Source organism: Microbacterium sp. ZW T5_45 (genome assembly GCF_044987415.1).
GTDB lineage: Bacteria > Actinomycetota > Actinomycetes > Actinomycetales > Microbacteriaceae > Microbacterium.
Genome location: NZ_JBJDRJ010000001.1, coordinates 137,227 through 161,416 on the forward strand (window position 1 = coordinate 137,227; position 24,190 = coordinate 161,416).

A 24,190-nucleotide genomic window follows, 5' to 3' on the forward strand; every position below is an offset into this window, starting at 1 on the left:
TCAGCCCGCCGCGCAGAGGATCGCGTCCCAGGCGGTCTCGCCGGCGAGCGTGGCCACTGCGGTGGAGTTCAACGACAGCCTGCCGCGGGAGGTGCCGGGGTCCGCGGGCAGCGCGACCTCGTCGGTCGTGAGAGCGAACAGCGTGTCCCCGTCGAGCGGGGTGTGGAAGGGTTGGATGCCGCGGTGCATGGAGCTGTGCACCTGCAGGCCGAACTGCTTCAACTCGACATCGGACAGCTGCACGTTCGTGATCACGGCGGTGATCGTGGTGTTGCCCGACATCGATTCGACCAGCCGGGACTCGCCGATCGCCTCCTCGTAGTCGAGAGCGGGATGACGGCGCTCGCCCGTGCTCGCGTCGAAGTTGCCGCGGACGATCCTGCCCGCGCGATCGAGGATCACGCCATAGGGGTTGAGCACGGTGACGACGAGCACCTTCACGTCGCCCACCTGACGGAAGGCGACACCCTGCCCGGTGAACTCGACGCGTGCGGGATCGACCTTGCCGGAGGACGCCGAGGCACCGCCGCCGACGCGTCCGACCTCGACGACGCCCTCGCGGGCGGCCCGCAGTGCGGCCTTGCCCAGCGCGGTGTCGGGGAAGACGGAGTTGTCGCGCACCGAATAGTCGTAGATGATCGCGCCGGAGACGAGCTGGAGCTGATCGAAGCCGGAGCGGTTCTCGGCCCGCTCGAACAGCGCCTCGGACACCCCGGCGACGGCGGAGAGCCCGTACACCGAGCCGCCGGCCAGGCAGATCGCATGGTTGTAGCCGTAGAGTCCGCTCGCGCCGACCGCGCCACCTCGGCGGTCGGTGAACGTCCGAGCGCCGGCCGGGATCGACAGCACCGTGGCCCCTGTCGGGCCCTCGGCGTACTCGGCGGTGCCCAGGAGCACACCCGGGAAGTCGTACTCGACCTGCCCGCGGTCCGTGCCGTGCACGGGGGAGAGGACGTAGTCGGCGTTGGAACGCCGGGGACCCGCCGGCAGGACGGGGGCGAGGCGGTGGATGTCGGTCACGATGAGAGCTCCTGGAACAGTTGACGCGAATAGGGATGGCTGGGCAGGTCGTAGAACACCTCGGCCGGTGCGTGCTCGACGATCTCGCCGGCGCGCATCACCGCCAGGTGATGGGAGATGTACCGCACGGCCGCGAGGTCGTGGGAGATGAACAGGGCGGCGAAGCGGTGTTCCGCCTGCAGATCCTGGATGAGATTGAGGATCTGCGCCTGCACCGAGACGTCGAGAGCGCTCACCGCCTCGTCGAAGACGATGAACGCCGGATGCGTGACCAGCGCGCGGGCGACGCTCACGCGCTGGAGCTGCCCACCCGACAACTGGTGCGGTCGGCGGGCGGCGAAAGAGGCGGTGAGCCCGACCCGCTCCAGCATCGCGACCGCGCGCTCCTCGATCGCCGCGCTGCGGCGCTCGTGCACGAGCAGCGGCTCCAGGACCGACGACAGCACGGTCGCGCGCGGGTCGAGCGCCCAGCGCGGATGCTGCAATACGGCCTGCATGCGGCCCGCGCGCGACCTCAGGCTCCGCGCGAGCGGAGCGCCCTGGAATCGCACCGAACCGGAATCGGGACGCTGCAGTCCGAGCACCACCGAGCCCGTCGTGGTCTTGCCGGAGCCGGACTCGCCGACCAGACCGAGCGTCTCGCCCGGGGCCACCGCGAACGACACGTGCGACAGGGCCCTGACCTCGCGTCGGCGCGTGCCGACACCGGAAGCGAAGGCGACGCAGACGTCGTCGAGCTCGATGGCGGGTGTGGCGGTCGACGCCGATGTGGAGGCGCTCATGCGGACATCTCCTCTCCGGGGCGGAACCCCGATCGCTGATCGGCGGCGACGAGGTCCGCCGTGCGGATGCAGAGGCTGTGGCGCGGGCCGACCGGCTCTGGCCGGACGAAGTCGCACGAGGCGATGCGGTGGGCGCAGCGGTCGGCGAAGGCGCACCCCTCCGACTCGCCATGCAGCACAGGCGGTGCCCCGGGGATGCTCGAGAGCCGCTCGCCGCGCCTCGCCCTGGACGGATCGGTCGCCGCGAGCGCCCGCGCATAGGGGTGCGCAGGGCTGCCGAGCACGGCGGACGCGGGACCGCGCTCGACCACGCGTCCCGCGTACATCACCGCGACCTCGTCGCACCAGCGTGCGACGGCGGGCAGATCGTGGCTGAGCCAGACGACCGTGGTGCCCTGCTCTCGGGCCTGGGCGAAGAGCAGCCGCATGACCTCCTCGCGCACCTGACTGTCGAGTGCCGCGGTCGGCTCGTCGGCGATGAGGAGCGCGGGGCGACGGCACATCGCCATCGCGATCGCGACGCGCTGGGCCATGCCCCCGGAGATCTGATGCGGGAAGAGACGCGCGACGCGGGTGGGATCCGCGATCAGCATCGACTCGAGCAGCTCCACCTGACGTCGGGGCGACGGGTCGTCGCCGACGGCGCGGAGCACGAGCTTCAGCTGGGCGCCGATGCGCATGGTCGGGTCGAGCGAGCCGATCGGGTCCTGTGCGATGTAGGCCAGGGTGTCGCGACGGTAGGCGCGCAGCGCGGCGTCGTCGAGCGCGAGCACGTCGATGCCGTTCACGTGCAGTGCACCTCGGACGATGCGCGCCGACCTCGGCTGCAGTCGGCCGATGACGGCCGCGAGCGTGGACTTGCCCGAGCCGGACTCCCCGACGATCGCGACCGAGCTCCCGTCGGCCACATCGAGGTCCACGCCGTCGAGTGCGCGGACCGTCGCGGCGCCCGTGAAGTCCAGGGCCAGATCGCTGATGTGCACGGCGGTCATCGGAGGGACCTCGTCTCTCGTGGGTCGAATCGGTCGCGGAGGCCGTCGCCGATGAGGTTGATGCACAGGATCGAGATCACGAGCACGACGCCGGGGATGATGACGAGCTGCGGCGCCTGGGTCATGTAGAGCATCCCCTGCTGGATGAGGAGCCCGAGTGAGGCCTCCGGAACCTGCACCCCGAACCCGAGGAAGCTCAGGCCGCCCTCGACGAGGATCGCGACGGAGAGCGCGTAGCTGGCCTGGACGGCGATGGTGCCCGAGATGTTCGGCAGCAGCCGGCGAGCGAAGATCACCGGGGTGCGCACCCCGCTGATGCGGGCGGAGACGATGAAGTCGCGCTCGGCGACCGCGCGGGTGGCGATGCGCACGACCCTCGTCATGAGGGGGATCGTGATCACGACGATGCTGATGATCGCCGCGGGGCGGCCCGGTCCGAGCAGCGCGGAGACGAGGATCGCCAGCACCAGGGCGGGGAACGCGTAGAGGACGTCGGCGATGCGCATGACCGTCTCGTTCACCGCACCGCCGTAGTAACCGGCGAGCATCCCCAGCAGCGTGCTGACGACGGCGGAGCACAGTACGGCGACGATAGAGACCACCAGTGTCGTCGCCGTGCCCTGGAACAGCCGGGGCAGGAGCGAGCGACCCAGGTTGTCCGTCCCCAGTGGGGCCAAGGCGGACGGGCCGTCGAGCCGCCCGCCGACTGTGGCGCTGGTCGATCCGGTGACGCCGGTCAGCACTGCGACCACCGTCACGAGCACGATCACCGCGAGCACGATGGTCGCGGTGCGCAGCACGGCATCGCTGCGTCGCCAGGCGCCGCGGGTCGCCTGACTCGCCGCGCGGATGCGGTACGTGGCTGTGGGTGCGACGCTCATCGGCGGCTCCCTCCGGTCAGGCGCAGACGTGGGTCCAGCGCATTGGCGATGAGGTCCACGAGCAGACTCGCGACGATGAAGACGATGGCGGCGAGCAGCACAGCGCTCTGCACGATCGCGTAGTCGCGGCGTCCGAGCGCCGTCTGCAGGTACGACCCCATGCCGGGGATGTCGAAGACGAACTCCACGATCACGGTGCCGCCCAGCAGCACGGCCACCAGGGCGCCGACGATCGTGAGGATCGGGGCGGCGGCGTTGCGCAGGACGTGGTGCCGCACGATGAACCACGGGGTCTCGCCGCGTGCCACGGCGGCGTGCACGTGCGGCTCCACGAGCACGTTCATCACGGCATCCCTCGTGTTCCTGGCGACCACCGCGATGCAGCCCACGGCCAGGACCGTCACCGGCAGCACGAGAGAGCCGAAGAACCGGGCGGGGTCGGCGGAGAACGGAGCGAACCGCCCCACCGAGACCCCGAGCCCGAGCGTGGAGACCGTGAAGACCACGACGCCGGCGAGGAGGAACTCCGGGATGCTGATCCCGAGGGCGCTAACGATGCGTCCGACGGCACCGGCGGACCCCTCCGAACGGAGCGCGGCGACGAACCCGAGCGGGATCCCGATGAGGAGGGTCACGACGATCGTGAGCAGGGCGATCGTCGCCGTGACCGGCAGTCGCGCGGCGAACTCCTCCGACACCGACACGTTCGAGACGAACGAGTATCCGAGGTCGCCGGTGAGCACGCCGAAGAGCCAATGGAAGTACTGGGTGACCACGGGGTCGTCGAGTCCTGACTCGGCCACCGCCTGGGCCCGCTGCGCCTCGGTGGCGAGCGGACCCAGGACGAGGTCGATGTAGTCACCCGGCATGAGACGCACGGACGTGAAGATCAGCACCGAGACGACGACGAGCGTCAACAGGGCGGCGCCGATGCGCCGGAGCGACCACAGAGCGACGTTCATGTCAGCCGGCGCGGAACTGGGTGATGTACCGGAGGAAGTTGCCGTAGCCCTCGTCGCTGCTCAGCGTCGGCGACAGCGAGGCGGTGTTCCACCCGATGGTGGAAGGCCGCAGCACCAGCGGCACCATCTCGCTCTGCTCGTCGGCGACAGCGCAGAGGTTCTCGAACACCGCGGCCCGGTCGGCGCCGGGCTCGGTCGCGTAGCCCTCGGCGATGAGCCCGTCGAGCTCGTCCGACCCCTTCATGAAGACGGCCGAGAAGCCGGCCACATCGGGGTTCCACCACGTGGTGACCATCGCAGGGTCCGCGTAGCCGGCGAACCAGCTGAGCGCCAGATCGAAGTCCGCTGGGCTGCCGTAGACGGCTGCGGAGTAGGTGGCGTAGTCGACCTGCTGGATCTCGACGGTCACCCCGATCTCAGCGAGGTTCTGCTGCATGACCTGAGCGATCTGCGCGAGCACCGGCTCGTCGGTGTACACGACGAGGTCGAGCTCCAGGCCGCCGATCTCATCGATCACGGCCTTCGCCGCGGCCACGTCGCGAGCCGCCGAAGGCAGGTCTGCGGCGACGCAGGCGTCGGGCAGCCCCGCGGGCGTGACACCGGTCGCGGCCGTGGCGCCGCCGAAGGCCAGTTCGTTGATCGCATCCCGGTCGATCGCGCTGTTGATCGCGAATCGCACGTCCTGATCCTGCAGCGCCTCGTCGCCCGTGAGCGAGTTGATCATGAGGTAGTGGAAGTCGGTGTTGCGCTGGCCGACGACCGTCACGTCCTTCGCGTTCGCGAGGAGCTCGGCGGAGTCGATCGAGTTGAGCACCGCGAAATCCGCGGTGCCGTCCCTGAGCGCGGCCGCCCTGGTGGCCTCGTCGCCGACGATGTCGATCGTCAGCGTCGAGAATCCGAGGGATGCCGCGTCGGGGTGGTGCTCGTTCGGCACGAAGGTCCACTCCTCGTCCTGCCGATGGGCCGTCGCGACGAGCGGGCCCGTGCCTACCATCTCGGTCGTGATGTCGACCTCGCCGGACTCGATCTCGGCCATCGGCAGCACGGCTGCCGGGGTGTTGGCGAGCGCTGCGAGGAAGGGCGCGTAGGGCTCGGAGAGCGTGACGGTGACCTGGAGGTCGCCCGTCTCCTCGACCGATGCGATGGGGCCGAGTTGTCCGGTCCAGGTGGTCGGGGTGTCGAGAAGCCGCTGGAGGCTGCCGACCACGTCGGCTGCGACCATCGGGCGTCCGTTCGAGAACACCGCGTCATCGGCGAGGGTGAAGACGTACTCGGTGTCGCTCGGCGTCTCCCACGAGGTGGCGAGCGAGGGGGCGACGTCGAGGTTCTCGTCGATCGTGGTGAGGGTCTCGTAGGAGAGCCCCTCCAGCATCCAGGAGCGGGCAGTCGCCGCCCCCTGGGGGTCGAGGCCGCTCGCCTCGGCGGTGTCGTAGTCCACCTGGACGACGAGCTCGCCGCCGGTGTCGAAGGACTCGTCGGACACGGCGAGGAAGCCGGGCGCGACCTCGTCCTGGGTGGGTTCAGTGTCGGGTGAGGCGCCGGCGGCGCACCCGGTCAGTAGGAGGACGGTGACGGCGGCGAATGCCGTCCCCGCGCGAGCTGCAGCGTGCATGTCGGTGTTTCCCTTCGGGATGCCGGACGACGGCGGGTCAGCCGTGGTGCGACGACGGGCGGACGGAGAGGTGATGCAGGTGGTGCTCGGTGCGTGCAGCGTCGGCATCCTCGTGAGCGCAGACGCATGCGGTGGCGGAGGCCGGAACGTCGAGGGTCGGGTTCCGGTCGAAGAAGTCGTGGGGCTTAAGGGTGAACCCGCACGTGTCGACGGGCATGATGGGCCAGTCCTCGGTGCGGGGGAAGTGCGTGAGTCCGAAGGTGTGCCACAGCACCAGATCGGCGCCCTCGAGCGGGGCGTCGTCGGCGATGAACGCGGGCAGGCCCTGCTCGGGGGCGCTCTGGTTGACGACATCGCCCGCGGGATAGCGCTCGGCGGGATCGTAGGCGGTGACCCAGAGGTCGGAGGTCGCGAAGCGGGCCCGCGATGCGATCACGGACTCGGGGTGCGCGAGGAGCACGGGCTTGCCCTCGGGGGTGAGGACGTAGGAGGTGGGCCGCCCGAGGCGGTTCGTCGCGGTCGCACTGCTGATGCGCCACGTGCGATCGACGGTGGGGTTCGCCCGGCGCCGCCCCTCCTGTTCGCTGCGTAGACGGGTCTTCGTGAAGCCGATCGCCGTGCCGTGGAGGTTGTCGTCGTCGATAGCGAGCGCCGCGACGTCGACCTCGTCGATGACGGCGGGGCCGTCGTCGACGGCCATGTCCAGCCGGGCGCAGAACAGGTGCTGGTGGTACGGCGCGGCGAGCCCCGGTGCGAGCTCGCTGGCGAACCTGCTGGTGCGCTCGTCGTACGCGGCGGTGAACACGAGTCCCGTGGCCTTGGCCTCGAACTCGATCTTCCCGTCGAGGTAGAGGTACCAGTAGAACCCGTAGTCGTAGTTGCCGACCGTGACGAAGAACGAGATCACGAGTCGACGCTGACGACGCACGTCGCTCGTCCCGGTGAACTGCTCGGTGTGCTTCCAGAGCACGCCGGCATCCTCCTCATGGATGCAGATCGCGTTCGGCAGCACCTTCACCTCACCGCGGGCGTCGGCGATCGGGACGTCGAGGTACGTGATGTCGCCTACGCAGTCGCAGCCCAGTTCGAGGGAGTTGACGAGGCGACCGAGCAGATACTCGCCGGTGTCGAAGTAGTTCTGCCAGAAGCGCACCGGACCGGGGTCGCCGTAGGGGACGAGCATCTCGGCGATGGAGGCGCGGTGCACGATCGGACGCACCCGGTCGTCGTCCTCGAAGCCGATGCCGTGCAGGATGAGTCCTTCGCGCATGTCGTAGCCGATGCGCAGCGACCACTTCTCCCAGGAGATCACGTCGCCGTCGAACGAGAAGCTCGGCCCCTCGGGCTGCCGGATGACGATCGGCTTCTGCGTCGTGCGCTCGGGGCCGAAGGTGCCCGGCACGTGATAGTCGCCGGTCTCCTGCGGGATCGGCATCACGCCGGTGTCGATCACATCGAGCACGGAGCGGCTCGCGAGGTCCACGTAGGCGACGAGGCCGTCGATCGGATGCGCCCACGGCATGGTCTGCGGGGTCGGCTGGTGGTGGCCGAGCACCCGCGCCAGACGGCGCCCCTGTTCGCCCTCGATCGGGTAGCGGCCCGCGCTGAGGCCGGCGAGAGCGACCGTGCTCGGATCGTCGATGCCGCGCGCGGCCAGCGCAGCCGCCCAGCGCTGATCGGCACCGATGAGTTCGCGGATGATCCCGTGCTCCTCCTGCAGCAGCGGAACCTGGCCATCGAGGTCGGGATCGATGTCGACGTCGCTCGCGAGCGTTCCGGTGCCCAGGTCGACCGACAGCGCCCGCGCACGTCCGCTGCCGACGTCGAGGAGCTGCACGCGTGCCCGGCGCGGCACGTCGCGGCCCGCCGCGACCTCTGCGCGATCGGGCTCGTCGAGTCCGATGTACGCGATGCGGTGCGCCTCGTCGAGTGCGTCGTTCGCCCGCAGGATCTCGGCGACGCGCTGCAGTTCGTCCGCGGAGAGCGTCGCGTAGGGCGCGCCGGATTCGTCGCCGAGTCGACGCGAGCGCTGGACGTGGTCGGACGGGGAACAGCTGCAGTTCATGGATTCTCCATCGGAAGGTGAGTGCCGGAACGTCTGCGTGCCGGAACGTTCCGGCAAAAGTATGCGAAAAGCGTGTTACAGCGCAAGACCCGATCTGTTTCGGGTGGATTACGAGTGCTCCCGTGTGGTTAGACTCGGCCGCATGCAAGAGCCACGGCGCGCCCGATTGATCGATGTCGCTCGGCGCGCAGGGGTCGGGAAGACCACGGCGTCCGATGCGCTCAGCGGCGGTGGACGCGTCTCCTCGGCCACCCGCGAGGCCGTCCTCGCCGCCGCGGCGGACCTCGGCTACTCCGTGAACACCGCGGCTCGGCATCTCCGCGGAGGTGCGATCGGCACGATCGGCATCGTGCTGCCCGAGGTCGTGTCGCGCTCGTCGTACTACATGGCCTTCACGTTCGGCATCGTCACGAGCGCCGCTGCGCACGACATCGACGTGACGATCGTCAGCCCATCCGTCTCGTCCGGCCGTTCGCGCCCGATCCGCGCCGACGGGCTCATCATCGGCGACCCGCTCTCGGGGGACGCGGCGCTGCCGGCGCTGATGTCGTCGGGGATCCCGATCGTCACCCAGGAGCATCTGCCGGACGACATCGCCGGCACGCCGGACGGCGTCGTGTGGTCGTCCCACGAGGCGGCGATGCTCCGGCTGTTCGAGGAGATCGACGTGACGCAGGCGCGGCATCCCGCCCTCCTGGTGGCGCCGGACGCGACGGACTGGTCGCGTCAGCTGGTTTCCGGATACCGCCGGGGGTGTGCGGCGCGCGACCTCGACCCGGTGATCGCGCCGATCTCGTTCGATGCGCCGTGGCCGGCGGTGCGCGAGTCGACAGAGCGACTGCTGCAGGAGCATCCCGAGACCGACGTGATCATCTGCGGCCCCGACTCCAGCGCCATCGAGGTCGTGGCGGTGCTCGGACGGCTCGGGCGCACGATCGGCGAGGACATCACCGTCGTCTCGTGCGTCGATCACCCGTCCCTGCCGTTCCTGACCCCCTCGATCACCTCGATCGATCTGCGACCCCGCGACTCGGGCGTCGCCTGCGCCGAGCTGCTCATCGATCTGCTCGACGGCCGGGCGGCGCGCGGTGCCGATGTGGAGTTCCCGATCTCCGTGGTGGCGCGGGACTCCACCGCGCAGGCGCTGAGGGTGCGCGGATGACCGCTCCTCTCGACGGCATCCTCGTCGCCGACTTCTCGCGTGTGCTCGCCGGCCCGCTGGCGACGATGACTCTCGCCGACCTCGGCGCCAGGGTGATCAAGGTCGAACGGCCGGGCGCCGGGGACGACACCCGCGCCTGGGGTCCGCCGTACGCCGCGTCCGGCGTCACGACGTACTTCGAGTCCGCGAACCGGGGCAAGGAGTCGGTGACCCTGGATCTCACCGATCCGGCCGATGCCGCGAGAGCGCACGAGCTCATCGCCCGCAGCGATGTCGTCATCGAGAACTTCCGACCGGGCCTGTTCGCGAAGCTCGGTTTCGACGTGGAGGCGCTCTCGGCCGCTCATCCGCGACTCATCTCCGTGTCGGTCAGCGGTTTCGGTCTCGGACCCGGTGCCGAGCTGCCCGGCTACGATTTCGTCGCGCAGGCGGTCGGGGGTCTGATGCACATCACCGGCGACGCCGACGGCGACGCGATGAAGGCCGGTGTCGCGCTCGTCGATGTGCTCACGGGCAAGGATGCGGTGATCGGCATCCTCGCCGCGCTGCGGCGGCGCGAGCGCACCGGACGCGGCTCCCGGATCGAGGTCAACCTGTTGTCGAGCCTGCAGGCCGCGCTCGTGAATCAGGTGTCGGCCCATCTGGGGGCCGGCACGGAGCCGGGCCGACTCGGCAATCGACACCCCTCCATCGCGCCCTACGAGTCGCTGCGCTGCTCCGACGCCCCCATCGCCGTGGCCTGCGGCAACGATGCGCAGTTCGCTCGCATGGCCCGCGAGCTCGGACGCCCGGAGCTCGCCGACGACCCCCGATTCCTGCGCAACCCCGACCGCGTGGAGCATCGTGCGGCTCTGGTCGTCGAACTCGAGTCGGCGCTCGCGCACGACACCGCCGCGGCCTGGGCGGATCGCCTGAACCGGATCGGAGTCGCGGCCGGTGTCGTGAACACGATCGGAGACGGCATCGCGCTCGCCGACAGGCTCGGACTCGACCCCGTGTGGGAGGCCGTGGGCGCCGATGGGCGACGCTCCCGGCAGATCCGCCCGCCGATCGCGTGGACCCCGGAGATTCCCGTGGCCGCGACGGCGCCGCCGCTGCTGGGCGAGCACGACGAGGCGATCCGCGCCTGGCTCGACGCCGAGGCCTAGGGCCTAGCGAGCGAGGTCGCGGAGTGCGATCCAGAGCTCGGCGGCCACGTCCGGATCGTCGAATGAGACGGCGAGCAGTCTCTCCGCGGCCAGGATGCGCGGACGGATGGTGTTCCGATGCACGCCCAGTGCACGTGCCGTGCGCTCCGCCTGCTGCCGATTGCGCAGGTAGGCGGTCACTGTCGGACGCAGATCCGGATCGGCGGTGGCGAGAGCGGCCACCCAGGTCCGGGCGCGATCGCCCGCATCGATCCGGAGACCGTCGGCCGCCGTGGAGCGGTGCATCGCGGTGACGCGCGCGGCGGTGGCGGCGACATCTTCGAGGCCGATCTCGCCGCTGAGCACGCCGGGGCCCTCGGTCGGCGCGGAATCGGCGGGCCACAGCGTGAGGTGCGCACCGTCGATGTCGATGGCGCGTCCGAGGCCGCCTCCTGCCGATGCCCCTCCGGCGAGCACACGGAAGAGCATCGGCAACTCCACGCCGGATGCCGCGGCCAGCGCTCGCGCGGCCGCGGCCTCGCCTCGGAAGGCGAGCGCGGTGATCCAGTCCTCGGGCGGAGTCGATCCGCCGACGTCTTCCGCGGTCAGCAGACGCAGCAGAGCGGTGGCGGTGAGCGCGAGTCGGCGATCGGAGCCGCCGAACGGCCGCCCCGCACCCAGAGCGAGAGCGCCACGCGTGCGCTCGCCGTCGGTGACCGCATGAGCCACCACGGTCGAGCCGTGCGAGACGAAGGAGGCGACCTCGACTCCTGAGCGCAACAGCGACCTCTCGACGTCGGCTCGCACCGAGGGCAGCATGCCCTCCAGCGACCGCGGATGCAGCAGTGCCGGAGCCGTGCCGTGCCCCAGCGGCAGCCATGCCACCCACCCCCCGATCGCCTGCGCCATCACGCGGACGACCGCCGCGATCGGATCGGGTCCCGCTGCCGCCTGCACCATTCGCGTGTGGGCGTGCGCCGTGCGGATCGCCTCCTCCTGACCTCCGCGGCCGGCGATCGACCAGAACGCGCGTGAGACGTCGAGGAAGGGTGCGCCGTCGGGGACCTCGAAGACCGGGATACCCGCCGCGCGACAGCGGTCGACGACCGCGCGAGGTGCGTGCTCCCATCCCTCGCCGAGGCCGATGCCGATCGCGCCGATGTCCTGTGCGGCGAGGCGGTCGACGTAGGCGTCCGCCGCCGTGGCCCGTAACGGGATGCCCGTGGTGAGCAGGAGCTCGCCGCCCTCGAGGTAACGTCCTGGATCGTCGAGCTCCGAGACGTGGACGCCGGTGATCGACCGCGCGGCGTCGAACGGGGCCAGCGGCCGCAGAGAGCTGCCGGCCAGAGCGACGAGTTCGCCGAGGGACACCATGGGTTCATTGTGCGTGATGCACAGCAATAGCGCAAAGGATGGGCGAGATGTACATGCGAGCACGGGCGCGGCGCTCTAGCGTCGACCTCATGACCTCCGTGCCCCATCTGATCACCGAGATCCCCGGCCCCCGATCGCGTGAGCTCCACGCGCAGCGGACTGCGGCCGTCGCCTCCGGATTCGGCGTCACCCTGCCCGTCTTCATCGCGAGCGCCGGAACCTCCACGCTCCAGGACGTCGACGGCAATACGCTCATCGACCTCGCCTCCGGCATCGCGGTCACGAGTGTCGGCGCCGCCAACCCCCGGGTGCGCGAGAACGTGGCGGCGCAGCTCGATCTCTTCACCCACACGTGCTTCATGGTCACCGAGTACGAGGGCTTCGTCCGTGTCGCCGAGTGGCTCAACCAGCATGTGCCGGGTGACTTCGAGAAGAAGACCGCGCTGTTCAGCACCGGCGCCGAGGCGGTCGAGAACGCGGTGAAGATCGCCCGTGCCCATACGGGTCGTCCAGGAGTGCTCGTCATCGACGAGGCCTACCACGGCCGTTCGCTGCTGACGATGGCCATGACGGCGAAGGAGCACCCCTACAAGACCTCGTTCGGTCCGTTCCCCGGCGACGTCGTCCGCGGCCCGAACGCGAACCCGCTGCGCGGCACCGGAGCGGAGGACGCTCTCGCAGAGATCGAGCGCATCGTCCTCGCGCACGGTCCCGCGCACTTCGCTGCGCTCGTCGTCGAACCGATCCAGGGCGAGGGCGGCTTCGTCGTCCCCGCCGAGGGTTTCCTCGCCGGCCTCCGCCGCCTCGCGGACGCCCACGGCATCGTCCTCGTGGTCGACGAGATCCAGACCGGTCTCGGCCGCACCGGGCGATTGTTCGCGAGCGAGCACGAGCAGGTCGCCGGCGACATCACACTGACCGCGAAGGCGCTCGGCGGCGGCCTTCCGCTCAGCGCCGTCACCGGTCGCGCCGACATCATGGATGCCGCGCATCCTGGCGGCCTCGGGGGCACCTATGCGGGCAACCCGCTGGCATGCGCCGCCGCGCTCGCGGTGTTCGAGGTGCTCGACGACCCGGGCCTGCTCCCGCAGGTCGCGGGCATCGAACAGCGCATCCGTCGCCACCTCGAACTGCTTCTCGTCGAGCTCGACGTCGTCGCCGATGTGCGCGGCCGCGGTGCCATGATGGCGATCGAGTTCGCCGACCCCGGGACTCTCGCGCCACGGGCCGACCTCGCGCAGCGCGTCTCGGCCGCGTGCCATGCGGCGGGCGTGATCTCGCTCACCTGCGGCACCTTCGGCAACGTCATCCGACTGCTCCCTCCGCTGGTCATAGACGACGACGTGCTCGACGCCGGGCTCGAGATCCTCACCGCATCCATCCGCTCCGTCGTCGCCGAGGAGGCAGCCGCATGACCACCGTTCCCGACCTGCTCGACTTCGACGAGATGCTCTCCGCTGACGAACGCACGACACGTGACCGCGTGCGGAGCTTCGTCGACGCCCGCATCCGCCCGCACATCGCCGACTGGTACGACCGTGCCGTCTTCCCCACGGAGCTCGTGCCCGAGCTCGCCGAGCTGGGCCTGCTCGGCATGCACCTCAGCGGCTACGGCTGCGCCGGCCGCAGCGCCGTGGAGTACGGCCTCGCGGCGATGGAGCTCGAGGCCGGTGACTCGGGGCTGCGCACCTTCGTGTCGGTGCAGGGATCTCTCGCGATGAGCGCCATCCACAAGCACGGCAGTGAGGAGCAGAAGCAGGAATGGCTCCCGCGGATGGCGCGGGGGGAGGTCATCGGCTGCTTCGGACTCACCGAGCCGAACTCCGGATCGGACCCGTCGAGCATGACGACGTTCGCGCGTCGGGAGGGTGACGAGTGGGTGCTCAACGGCGCCAAGCGCTGGATCGGGCTCGCCTCCATCGCGCAGGTCGCGATCATCTGGGCACAGACCGACGACGGCATCCGGGGCTTCATCGTGCCGACGGATGCCGAGGGATTCGTCGCGACGCCGATCGCCCCGAAGCTGTCCATGCGCGCCTCGATCCAGTGCGACATCACCCTCACCGACGTGCGGCTGCCCGCCGACGCGCAGCTGCCGGACGCGCGAGGACTGCGCGCTCCGTTCTCCTGCCTGAACGAGGCCCGTTACGGCATCGGGTGGGGAGTGATCGGCGCAGCCAGGGACAGTTACGCGACGGCCCTGTCGTACTCGCGCTCGCGCATGCAATTCAATCAGCCCATCGCGTCGTTCCAGCTCACCCAGCAGAAGCTCGTCGACATGGCCGTCGAGATCGAGAAGGCGCAGCTGCTCGCCCTGCGACTCGGCCGTCTGAAGGATGCCGGTGCGCTTGCTCCCCACCAGATCTCGGTCGCGAAGCTCAGCAACACGCGGGCCGCGATCTCGATAGCCCGGGAGGCGAGGACGATCCTCGGCGGCAACGGCGTCTCCGGCGACTATCCGCCCCTCCGCCATGCGGCGAACCTGGAGTCCGTGCGCACCTACGAGGGCACGGATGAGATCCACACGCTCGTGCTCGGCGCGCACATCACCGGCATCCCCGCCTTCCGGACCACCACCATCGAGGGAGCATCATGACCGCCATCACCCTGCGTCACTTCATCGACGGCGCCTGGATCGAGGGGCGTGGCGAGCCGCTCGTCGACGTGAATCCGAGCCGTCCGAGCGACATCGTCGCCGAGGGACCCGGAGCCTCGGACGCGGACGTCGACCGCGCCTACCTCGCCGCCAGGGCTGCGTTCGACGGGTGGCGCCGGACCCCGGCACGTGCACGCGCGTCCATCCTGCTGCGTGCGGCCGACATCATCGACGCGCATCGTGACGAATGGGGGCGGGAACTCGCCCGCGAGGAGGGCAAGACGGTCGCCGAGGCCGTGGCCGAGACCGGACACTCCGCGAACATCCTCCGCTTCCATGCGCAGGAGGTCGAGCGGCAGAGCGGCGGCGTCTTCGAATCCCCGACCCCGGGGGAGCGGATCCTCGTGATCCGCCGTCCCGTCGGGGTGATCGGGGCGATCACCCCGTTCAACTTCCCGATCTCGATCCCGGCATGGAAGCTCGCGCCCGCGCTCGTGTGGGGCAACACGGTGGTCTGGAAGCCGGCCACGTTCGTCCCCGTGCTCGCGATGCGCTTCGCCGAGGCGCTCGAACAGGCGGGCCTGCCGCGGGGCGTCCTGAACCTCGTCAACGGCACCGCCGCCGTGGGCGAGGCGATCGTGGCGCACCCCGAGGCGGATGCCGTGACCTTCACGGGCTCCACGAAGGTCGGGCGGCTCATCGCATCGCAGCTCGCGGCGCGCGGCATCCCGTTCCAGGGCGAGATGGGCGGCAAGAACGCCGCCCTCGTGCTCGCGGACGCCGACCTCGACGTCGCGGTGGAACAGGTGGCGGTCGGCGCGTTCCGCGCGGCAGGGCAGAAGTGCACCGCGACCTCGCGCGTGATCGTGCACGAGGCCGTGGCCGACGAGTTCCTGCGCCGTCTCGCGGCCCGCACCGAGCGGATGGTCGTCGGCGACGCGCGGGACGAGGGTGTCGAGGTCGGACCCGTCGTCGACATCGCGGCCCGCGACCGTGTCGCGGCGGCGCTGGTTCGCGCTCGGTCGACGGCGACAGCGATCGTCGCGCCGGAGCCCTACGCGACCGGCGACCTCGCGGAGGGGTACTTCGTCCCGCCGTCCGTGTTCGAGCTGCACGAGGACGCCCCCGGTGAACTCTGGACGGAGGAGCTCTTCGGTCCGGTCGTCGGCGTGCGCCGGGTGCCCAGCACCGAGGCGGGCATCGCGCTCGTGAACGACAGCGAGTACGGTCTGTCCACCGCCGTGTTCACGAGGGATCTCGCCGACGCGCTGCGTGCGATCGAGGACATCAGGGTCGGGGTCGTGCACATCAACTCGGCATCGGCCGGCGCCGATCTGCATGTGCCGTTCGGTGGCAGCGGGGCGAGCGCGCTCGGTCCGAAGGAGCAGGGGGCTGCGGCCAGGGACTTCTTCACGGAGACGGCGACGGTGTACCTGCGAGGCTGAGTCGACGGGCGGAGACGGGTCTACCGTCGTGTCCGATTTCCGCCAGCCGATGCCAGCGACCGGTGGCAGAGTGGAGGCATGAGCCTTCCCCTGACGGACTTCGACGAGCGGTACCGCGCGATCAGCGCTCGCGATACGCGCTTCGACGGCCAGTTCGTCACCGCGGTGCGCTCGACCGGCATCTACTGTCGCCCCAGCTGCCCCGCCCGAACGCCCAAACCCGAGAACGTCACCTTCTACCCGACGAGCGCGGCGGCCCATGAGGCCGGGTTCCGCGCGTGCAAGCGCTGCCTCCCCGAGGCCGCTCCCGGCTCTCCTGCCTGGGACATCCGCAGCGACACCGCCGCGCGTGCGATGCGGCTGATCGCCTCCGGTGTCGTCGAGCGCGAGGGTGTGCCGGGGCTCGCGGCGCGGCTCGGATACTCGAGTCGCCATCTCACGAGGCTGCTCGCAGCCGAGCTCGGCGCAGGGCCCCTCGCCCTCGCGCGTGCGCACCGGGCCCACACGGCTCGGATGCTGCTGGTCGGCACCGACATGCCGATCGCCGACGTCGCGTTCTCGGCCGGGTTCTCCAGCATCCGCCAGTGCAACGAGACGATCCGCGAGGTCTTCGATCTCACCCCCACCGCTCTGCGCGCCCGGCGCCCCGCGGGGGAGCATGCGGTTCCCGGCAGCATCGATCTCGTGCTGCCCCACCGGGGTCCTCTCGACGCCGCCGGTGTCTTCGCCTGGATGGCCGCGCGGGCGGTCGACGGCGTCGAAGAGGCGACGACGACGTCGTTCTCCCGTCACCTGCGCATGCCCGGCGGCCCCGCCTGGTTCGAGGTGCGTCAAGATGCCGGCGAGCGCGTGCACCTGCGCGCACAGGTCGCGAAGCTGGCTGATCTCGCGCCCCTCGTCGCCGTCGTGCGTCGACTGTTCGACCTCGACGCCGACCCGATCGCGATCGAGGAGGCGCTGAGCGCGCACCCCGAACTCGCTCCGCTGGTCGCGCGCACGCCCGGCATGCGTGTGCCCGGAGCCGCGGATCCGCACGAGATGCTGATCCGCGCGATGATCGGGCAGCAGATCACGGTCGTCGCGGCGCGCACGGCGCTGACGGCGCTCACCGCCGCGCTGGGGGAGCGGACCGAGAACGGCCTGCTGTTCCCGACCATGGCAGCGATCGCCGAGCGCGGCGCGGACGTCCTCCGCGGGCCCGTGGCACGCATCCGCGCGATCACCGGAGCCGCGACCGCGCTCGCCGAGGGCTCACTCGCTCTCACGGTCGGCGACGACGGCGTCGAGCAGCGCGCGGCGCTGCTCGCGATGCCGGGCATCGGGCCCTGGACCGCCGACTACGTCCGCATGCGGGTGCTCGGTGATCCGGACGTGCTGCTGCCCGGCGACGTCGCCCTGCGGGCGGGCGCGGCGGCATCCGGTCTCCCCGGCGATCCGGCGGGGATCACCGCGTGGGCGGCGCGCACCGCGCCCTGGCGCAGCTATCTCAGCGCCCACCTCTGGCGCGCGGCGCCGGTTCGCGCGCCCCGCCGACGCGCCGCGGCGCCGCGCACGAGCACGGCACCGCGCATCATCACGAAGGAGACATCATGACCGCGATCATCCAGACCGTCGACACCCCGGACGGGCCGTTCACGATCCTGGCGGATGCCGAGCAGCGCGTGCTCGCCTCCGGCTGGACGGAGTCTGTCGAGGCGATTCGCGCACGCCTCGGGTCCCGGCATCCGCTCGCCCTCATCGAGGGCAGAGGCGTCGTGGGCCGGGGCGTCGAGGAGCAGGGCATCGCGGGACGGATCGTCGAGGGGGAGACGGATGCCGCCTCGGCGGTGCGCGCGTACTACGGCGGCGACCTCTCTGCGATCGACGACGTCGCCGTCGCGCAGACGGGCACCGAGCTGCAGCTCGCCGGCTGGGCCATGCTGCGCCGCATCCGCCCCGGGGAGCCACTGACGTACACGCAGTTCGCCGACCGTCTCGGCAATCCGCGGGCGGTGCGAGCCGCGGCCTCGATCTGCGCGCGGAACGCGCCGGCCCTCTTCGTCCCCTGTCACCGGGTGCTGCGCACCGACGGCACACTCGGGGGATTCGCCTGGGGAGTGCCGGTCAAACGGGGACTTCTCGCGCGGGAGGCCGCCGCCTGACAACCCCTGTCCGGCTGAATTCGCCGACGAGGGAATGACTCTTGCGTCCAGCCGGTTCACAGGAATAGGCTGGAGGGCTGTCGCGTCGACCGAGCGGCATCGCCGAGCCCTGAGGAGGACACCATGACAACGATCGTCACCACGCGCTCCGCAATCCTCGGCTCGATCCCGGTGCGCGGGTATCGCGGCTAGCGCCGCGTACCCCGTCTCCGTCTTCCTCCGCTCCGGACCAGCGGCGGCTTCCGCCGCGCCGCGTCCGTCGTCACGCATCCTTTCGCATACGAAACTCGTCTGAGAGTCATGTCCTCGTCGCCATCGCAGAATCCGTCCCCGTCCTCCTCGCTCTCCACTCCGGCGGCGCTCTGGCGCCTCAAGCCGTTCGTCCGTCCCGTCATCTGGCGTCTGTTCGGTGGGGCGTGCAGCGCACTCGCCGCCGCGATCATCGCGCTGATGATCCCGATCGTCCTCGAGCAGATCATCCGCGGCCCCGTCATGTCCGGGGCGATCGACGCCATCGTCTGGGGTGCCGTCGCCGTGTTCGGGCTCGCGCTCGGCGAGGCGCTCATGGTGTGGCTGCGCCGCCAGTTCGTGCTCAACCCCTCGACCGAGGTCGAGTACCGGATGCGCACGGATCTCTATGCGCGCCTGCAGACCCTGCCCGTCGCGTTCCATGACCGGTGGCAGTCGGGGCAGCTGCTGAGCCGCATGATGCAGGACATCGGTCTCATCCGTCGCTGGCTCGCTTTCGGGCTCGTGCTGCTCGTCGTCAACGTGCTCACGATCGTGATCGGCGCGGTGCTGCTCTTCCGGTGGCACTGGCTGCTCGGCGCGATCTTCATCGTGACGGCGATCCCGCTGTGGATCCGCGGCTACCTGTTCGAGAAGCGCTACGGCGCTCTGACCCGGCGCAGCCAGGACCAGGCCGGAGACCTCGCCACCAGCGTGGAGGAGAGCGTGCACGGCATCCGGGTGCTCAAAGCGTTCGGTCGCGGAAAGCATGCCCTCACCCGATTCAGCCGTCAGGCCGAGACGCTGCGCGAGACCGAGATGAGCAAGGCCGGCGCCATCGCGTCGATCTGGTTCTGGCTCGACCTCATGCCGCAGATCGCCTTCGGGCTGAGTCTGATGTCGGGCATCTGGCTCATCTCGCAGGGAGCCATCGAGCTGCCGGAGCTGTTCGCGTTCTTCGCGATGGCGACCGTGCTGCGGTGGCCGATCGAGTCGATCGGATTCCTGTTCTCGTTCATGCTCGATGCCCGCACGGCGACCGATCGCGTGTTCGACATCTTCTCGGAGATCAACACGATCACCGATCCGGAGAAGCCGGTCAGCATCGAGGAGCCTCGGGGCGAACTGGCCTTCGAGGGCGCCCGGTTCCGCTATCAGGACGCGGGCGCTCACGAACGCGATCTGCTCGACGGCATCGACCTCGTGCTGCGCCCCGGTGAGACCATGGCTCTCGTCGGCCTCACCGGCAGCGGCAAGACCACGCTGACGACCCTTCCCGCGCGGCTGTACGACGTGACGGGCGGTCGGGTCACGCTCGACGGCGTCGATGTGCGCGACCTCGGCCTGGCCGAACTCCGCCGGCACATCGCCATGGCGTTCGAGGACGCGACCCTGTTCTCGGCATCCGTTCGCGAGAACGTGCTGCTGGGGCGTGCCGATCTCGACGTCCACTCCGACGAGGCGGAGCGGGTGCTCCGCGAGGCGCTCGACGTCGCGCAGGCGGCGTTCGTCGACTCGCTGCCCGAGGGCGTCGAGACGATCATCGGCGAGGAGGGGCTGAGCCTCTCCGGTGGCCAGCGCCAGAGGCTCGCGCTCGCGCGAGCGGTCGCCGCGAACCCCAAGGTGCTCGTGCTCGACGACCCGCTGTCGGCACTCGACGTCGACACCGAGGCTCTCGTCGAGGAGGCGCTGCGCCACGTGCTCGCCGACACGACGGCCCTCATCGTCGCGCACCGTCCGTCGACGGTCGCTCTCGCCGATCGGGTCGCGCTGCTCGAGCGCGGGCGCATCACCGCTGTCGGAACGCACTCCGAACTGCTGAAGACGAGCAGCCACTACCGGCATGTCATCTCCAGCCTCGAAGCAGAGGAGGCGGCGCGCACCGGGGCGATCCCCGTCGTGCGTGACACCGCCGACGAGGTCGAGGAGGCCGTGCACGAGGGGATCCGCGAGGACGCCGCCACCGAAGACCCGATCGCAGAGAAGGAGGTGCAGCGATGAGCTCCGCCATCACCGGGACCCAGGACGAGGATCGCTCCCGCTACACACGGGAGGAGAGCAGGGCGATCCGTCAGCGCTCGCTGCGTCTGCTCGGTTCGCTCGTGCGCCCGCTGCGACCCCAGATCGTGCTCGCCGCCCTCGTGCTCGTGGTGTCGACCGCCCTGCAGGTCGCGGGACCGATCCTCATCAGCATCGGTCTCGACCGTGCCCTGCCGGCCGTTCTCGACGGCGCCGACTGGATGCCGACCTTCCTCATCGGCGGCGTCTACCTGCTCGCGGGCGCCGTGGCCGCCGTGCTGATCGCCTGGTATGTGATGATCGCCGCTCGCCTCACCCAAGCGGTGCTGCTCGATCTGCGCAAGCGCATCTTCCTGCACACGCAGAAGCTCAGTCTGGAGTTCCACGAGTCGTACACGTCGGGCCGCATCATCTCGCGTCAGACGAGCGATCTCGACTCGATCAAGGAGCTGCTCGACGGAGGCCTCAACGAGTTGGTCTCCGGGGTGCTGTTCGGTGTCTTCACCTTCATTGCGCTGTGCGTGTGGGACTGGCAGTCCGGAGTGATCCTCGCGATCGCCGGCATCCCGCTGTTCCTGCTCATGCGCTGGTTCTACTCGCGCTCGCAGCTCGTGTACCGCGAGTCCCGCGTGATCAGCGCGAAGGTGATCGTGCAGTTCGTCGAGACGATGACCGGCATCCGCGCCGTCAAGGCGTTCCGCAAGGAGCCGCGCAACGACGACGCCTTCCAGAAGGTCGCCGGCGACTACCGCGACGTGAACCGGCGCTCGATGCTGCTGTTCGGCACGTTCGAGCCGGGGCTGATGGGCGTCGCGGCGCTCACCCTCGGACTCGTCGTGTTGTGGGGCGGCATCCGGGTCTCCGATGGCGCGCTGACGGTCGGCGTCCTGCTGTCCGCGGTGTTGTACGTGCGGAACTTCTTCGCGCCGATGCAGGAGATCGCGATGTTCCTGAACTCGTACCAGTCCGCCACAGCCGCACTCGAGAAGGTGTCCGGTGTGCTGGAGGAGGTGCCGACGGTTCCCGATCCCGAGAAGCCGATCGACCTCTGGGAGTCCCGAGGGCACATCGAGTTCGACGAGGTGACCTTCGGGTACAACGGCGACAAGACGATCCTGCCCAACTTCTCGCTCGACATCCCGGCGGGTCAGACGATCGCACTGGTCGGGACGACCGGTGCGGGCAAGTCGACCCTCGCGAAGCTCATCTCGCGCTTCTACGATCCTTCGGAGGGGCGCGTGACGCTCGACGGAGTCGACCTGCGCACCCTGCATCCGAAGGATCTGCGCCGGGCGATCGTGATGGTGACGCAGGAGGCCTACCTCTTCAGCGGCACCGTCGCCGACAACATCGCGCTCGGCAAGCCGGATGCGACGCTCGACGAGATCCGCGCGGCCGCCCGAGCCGTGGGCGCGGACGAGTTCATCTCGTCGCTGCCCGACGGCTACGGCACCGATGTGAACAAGCGCGGCGGTCGGGTGTCGGCCGGGCAGCGGCAGCTGATCTCGTTCGCGCGGGCCTTCCTCGCCGATCCGTCGGTGCTGATCCTCGACGAGGCGACCGCGTCGCTGGACATCCCGTCGGAACGCCTGATCCAGGATGCTCTGCAGACGCTGCTCAAGGACCGCACGGCGATCATCATCGCGCACCGTCTGTCGACGGTCGCGATCGCGGATCGGGTGCTGGTGATGGAGCACGGCCGGATCATCGAGGACGACAGCCCCGACGCCCTGATCGGCGGCACGGGCAGGTTCGCGCAGCTGCATGCGGCGTGGCAAGAGACCCTCGTCTGACGCCCGGGCTCGGACGCGGGTTTAGCGGCCGAGATCGGAGGACCGCACCCAGATCGGATGATCTTTACTGAATCGTCCGAACAGGGTGTGATCCTCCGATCTCGCTATGCGGCCCGCAGATGAAGTCCTCGCGCGATCGCCTGGGAGAGCGCGTTCTCGACCTCGGGCCACCGATGGATGACCTGGGCATACGAGAAGCGGAGAACTGTGTAGCCGCGCATCCGGAGCATCGCATCGTGAGCGATGTCGCGCGTCCGATCCGCTGAAGAGGAGTGAAAGCTCCATCCGTCGATCTGCACGATGAGGTGGGTTCCTATGAGGAAGTCGATCGTGCGCCCCGCCAGGAAGACCTGCATGCGCACGGGTACGCCCCAAGAACTCAGCCGAACACGGAAGATCGTCTCGAGCGATGAATCCGTGCCAGGACGGAGTTGTTCGGCACATCGTCGGGCGATCGCGTCACGCCAGCGGACCTGCCGGAGGGAGTCGATCGAGATCTGTTCGACGCGTGCCGCGCTCTCCCACATCGCGACCGCATGCTCGAGCGCGAGACAGCGCGCCGCATGCGCGAGCGCGTCCTCTACGGACGCCTCGAGCATTCGAGGACGCGCCGGTCCGAGCGGCTTCGACCAGTGGGCGACGACGTCGCTTCGGGGCACAGCGGCGCCCGGGGAGAGATGCACGTGCAGGGCCCCGGAGTCCTCGGGCGGCACCCACCACCCCCGTCGGCGTGCCGAAGAGACGCAGGTGAGCGCCCCTCCGGCTGCCGCAGCGCGGCGAAGATCCGTCGGAGCATCCGATCGTGCGAGCCATCGTCGCCCGATGGGCTCTACACTGGCGTCCGCGATCGCTCGACGAATGGCGTGAGGCGAGTATCCGGCATCCCGTGCGTCCGAGCGGTGGGCGATCCCGCCCTGTGCGTGCAGCCATTGTGTCAGTTCCATAGGCGTCACTCTGCCGTGCGCGAGGTCGGAGTCGCGCGATGCATGGATAAGACCACGTGTTCCGCCTCTGTGGACGAACGACCTTGATCGGACGGATGCATCGAAATCGGACGATGAGCTCGGGAACGTCCGAGAAAGTCGAGGTTCTCCGAATTCACTGCACGGGCACGACCCGGGCCGCAGCGCGGGCCCCGGGCCGATGCGTCGGTAGCATCGAGGCATGGACCCATTGATGCTCCTCGGTGAGTGGTGGTGGACCGCGGCCGTCGGAATCGGCGGCGTGACAGCCGGCACCATCGCGCTGCGCCGACGCGGATCCACGAACGGACGGCGCATCGCGTACGACGCCGCCCGCCACGAGCTCAGGGAAGCCAGGGCCGCGCTCGTCGAGAAGCGGGCAGCGGTCAAGATCGCACGAGCCGACCACCAGCACGTGAGCGCCGAACGGTCGGCGCGTCGGGCGGGTCCCGAGCAGGTCGCCAGCGCCAAGCGGATGCTGCGCGACGCCGAACGCGACCTCAAGGCGGGCTTCGCCGATGTCCGCGCGAAGCGCGCGAGGCTCAGCGTCGCCAGGGCCGCGATCCCCGCGGCATCCGGTCCTCGTCCGCTCGACCGGCTCCGTGCCGAGCACGACCACATCGTCGGCCGCTGGATCCTGTACGAGACGGACCCCGGCCTGCAGATCTCCTACCCGGCGATGACCGACGTCAAGCAGCCCGCGACCGCCGCGTATCTCCGCGCCTCGGGCGAGGCCGTCGAAGCGCGTCGCATCGCGGGGGACTCGCCGACCCCCGCGCAGTACGCGGCCTACCGCGACGCGGTCGCGGCCCTCGCTCGGGCTCTCGACGTCGCCGAGCACGCCGCCCGCGCCCAAGCGGGGGAGTCGCCGTCGGCAGCGGCTTGGCAGGATGCCGCGCAGGACGTCATCACCCGCTCCGCCGAGGCGCTCGACAGGGCGGCGGGCGCCGCGGCATCCGCGATCGAGGCGTGGACGACCCGCAAGCGTCGCGGCGACGGCCGCTGACCCGACGACCAGGCCGTGAGACC

At 70.1% G+C, this 24,190-nt stretch carries 19 protein-coding genes; 10 read left to right on the top strand and 9 right to left on the bottom strand.

Annotation, left to right across the window (positions count from 1 at the left end; translation table 11 throughout):
* From ACI3KS_RS00635 to ACI3KS_RS00665, 7 genes are read right to left on the bottom strand one after another with little or no spacing between them, the layout of a single operon-like run.
* On the bottom strand, positions 1 to 1,020 hold the full coding sequence (locus ACI3KS_RS00635; protein WP_404914130.1) for a P1 family peptidase: 1,020 nt from the start codon (positions 1,018 to 1,020) through the stop codon (positions 1 to 3).
* Positions 1,017 to 1,802: an ATP-binding cassette domain-containing protein gene (locus ACI3KS_RS00640; protein ID WP_404914132.1), complete on the bottom strand. Its 786-nt coding sequence runs from the start codon at positions 1,800 to 1,802 to the stop codon at positions 1,017 to 1,019. The genes ACI3KS_RS00635 and ACI3KS_RS00640 overlap by 4 nt, the downstream gene beginning before the upstream one ends.
* The gene (locus tag ACI3KS_RS00645) at positions 1,799 to 2,794 is read right to left on the bottom strand and encodes an ABC transporter ATP-binding protein (protein ID WP_404914135.1); all 996 of its coding nucleotides are present in this window, start codon (positions 2,792 to 2,794) and stop codon (positions 1,799 to 1,801) included. Before ACI3KS_RS00645 ends, ACI3KS_RS00640 begins: the two co-directional genes overlap by 4 nt.
* Positions 2,791 to 3,675, bottom strand: coding sequence for an ABC transporter permease (locus tag ACI3KS_RS00650; protein ID WP_404914137.1), 885 nt, complete (start codon positions 3,673 to 3,675; stop codon positions 2,791 to 2,793). The genes ACI3KS_RS00645 and ACI3KS_RS00650 overlap by 4 nt, the downstream gene beginning before the upstream one ends.
* Complete coding sequence (locus tag ACI3KS_RS00655; protein WP_404914140.1) at positions 3,672 to 4,637, bottom strand: ABC transporter permease; 966 nt, start codon at positions 4,635 to 4,637, stop codon at positions 3,672 to 3,674. The genes ACI3KS_RS00650 and ACI3KS_RS00655 overlap by 4 nt, the downstream gene beginning before the upstream one ends.
* Position 4,638: 1 nt before the next feature.
* A complete protein-coding gene (locus tag ACI3KS_RS00660) occupies positions 4,639 to 6,249 on the bottom strand; it encodes an ABC transporter substrate-binding protein (RefSeq protein WP_404914142.1) in 1,611 nt (536 codons plus the stop codon).
* Between the two features lie 37 nt (positions 6,250 to 6,286).
* On the bottom strand, positions 6,287 to 8,314 hold the full coding sequence (locus ACI3KS_RS00665; protein ID WP_404914145.1) for a primary-amine oxidase: 2,028 nt from the start codon (positions 8,312 to 8,314) through the stop codon (positions 6,287 to 6,289).
* Positions 8,315 to 8,456: 142 nt separating this feature from the next.
* On the opposite strand from ACI3KS_RS00665, the gene ACI3KS_RS00670 reads away from it, so the two are divergent.
* Positions 8,457 to 9,476 (top strand): LacI family DNA-binding transcriptional regulator, encoded by a 1,020-nt coding sequence (locus ACI3KS_RS00670; RefSeq protein WP_404914147.1) that lies wholly within the window; start codon positions 8,457 to 8,459, stop codon positions 9,474 to 9,476.
* Positions 9,473 to 10,624 carry a CaiB/BaiF CoA transferase family protein gene (locus tag ACI3KS_RS00675; RefSeq protein WP_404914149.1) on the top strand — a complete coding sequence of 384 codons (1,152 nt, stop codon included), beginning with the start codon at positions 9,473 to 9,475 and terminating at the stop codon, positions 10,622 to 10,624. Before ACI3KS_RS00670 ends, ACI3KS_RS00675 begins: the two co-directional genes overlap by 4 nt.
* Before the next feature lie 3 nt (positions 10,625 to 10,627).
* Here the strand turns inward: ACI3KS_RS00675 and ACI3KS_RS00680 are convergent, their stop codons facing one another.
* Positions 10,628 to 11,977, bottom strand: coding sequence for a PucR family transcriptional regulator (locus ACI3KS_RS00680; RefSeq protein ID WP_404914151.1), 1,350 nt, complete (start codon positions 11,975 to 11,977; stop codon positions 10,628 to 10,630).
* 89 nt (positions 11,978 to 12,066) lie between these two features.
* Between ACI3KS_RS00680 and gabT the strand changes: the two genes are divergently transcribed.
* The 7 genes from gabT to ACI3KS_RS00715 all read left to right on the top strand — a co-directional run bounded on the left by gabT (position 12,067) and on the right by ACI3KS_RS00715 (position 22,199).
* Positions 12,067 to 13,392, top strand: coding sequence for a 4-aminobutyrate--2-oxoglutarate transaminase (gene gabT / locus ACI3KS_RS00685; RefSeq protein ID WP_404914153.1), 1,326 nt, complete (start codon positions 12,067 to 12,069; stop codon positions 13,390 to 13,392).
* On the top strand, positions 13,389 to 14,573 hold the full coding sequence (locus ACI3KS_RS00690; RefSeq protein ID WP_404914155.1) for an acyl-CoA dehydrogenase family protein: 1,185 nt from the start codon (positions 13,389 to 13,391) through the stop codon (positions 14,571 to 14,573). Before gabT ends, ACI3KS_RS00690 begins: the two co-directional genes overlap by 4 nt.
* Complete coding sequence (locus tag ACI3KS_RS00695) at positions 14,570 to 16,018, top strand: aldehyde dehydrogenase family protein (protein WP_404914157.1); 1,449 nt, start codon at positions 14,570 to 14,572, stop codon at positions 16,016 to 16,018. The genes ACI3KS_RS00690 and ACI3KS_RS00695 overlap by 4 nt, the downstream gene beginning before the upstream one ends.
* Before the next feature lie 78 nt (positions 16,019 to 16,096).
* Positions 16,097 to 17,611 carry a DNA-3-methyladenine glycosylase 2 family protein gene (locus tag ACI3KS_RS00700; RefSeq protein ID WP_404914159.1) on the top strand — a complete coding sequence of 505 codons (1,515 nt, stop codon included), beginning with the start codon at positions 16,097 to 16,099 and terminating at the stop codon, positions 17,609 to 17,611.
* A complete protein-coding gene (locus tag ACI3KS_RS00705) occupies positions 17,608 to 18,159 on the top strand; it encodes a methylated-DNA--[protein]-cysteine S-methyltransferase (protein WP_404914161.1) in 552 nt (183 codons plus the stop codon). The genes ACI3KS_RS00700 and ACI3KS_RS00705 overlap by 4 nt, the downstream gene beginning before the upstream one ends.
* Before the next feature lie 300 nt (positions 18,160 to 18,459).
* On the top strand, positions 18,460 to 20,388 hold the full coding sequence (locus tag ACI3KS_RS00710; RefSeq protein WP_404914163.1) for an ABC transporter ATP-binding protein: 1,929 nt from the start codon (positions 18,460 to 18,462) through the stop codon (positions 20,386 to 20,388).
* Positions 20,385 to 22,199 carry an ABC transporter ATP-binding protein gene (locus tag ACI3KS_RS00715; RefSeq protein ID WP_404914165.1) on the top strand — a complete coding sequence of 605 codons (1,815 nt, stop codon included), beginning with the start codon at positions 20,385 to 20,387 and terminating at the stop codon, positions 22,197 to 22,199. Before ACI3KS_RS00710 ends, ACI3KS_RS00715 begins: the two co-directional genes overlap by 4 nt.
* 104 nt (positions 22,200 to 22,303) lie before the next feature.
* Here ACI3KS_RS00715 and ACI3KS_RS00720 read toward each other — a convergent pair whose 3' ends face one another.
* Positions 22,304 to 23,143 carry an endonuclease domain-containing protein gene (locus tag ACI3KS_RS00720; RefSeq protein ID WP_404914167.1) on the bottom strand — a complete coding sequence of 280 codons (840 nt, stop codon included), beginning with the start codon at positions 23,141 to 23,143 and terminating at the stop codon, positions 22,304 to 22,306.
* A gap of 220 nt (positions 23,144 to 23,363) precedes the next feature.
* Here ACI3KS_RS00720 and ACI3KS_RS00725 point away from each other — a divergent pair, with 220 nt between their 5' ends.
* Positions 23,364 to 24,167: a hypothetical protein gene (locus ACI3KS_RS00725; protein WP_404914169.1), complete on the top strand. Its 804-nt coding sequence runs from the start codon at positions 23,364 to 23,366 to the stop codon at positions 24,165 to 24,167.
* Positions 24,168 to 24,190: the final 23 nt, after the last annotated feature.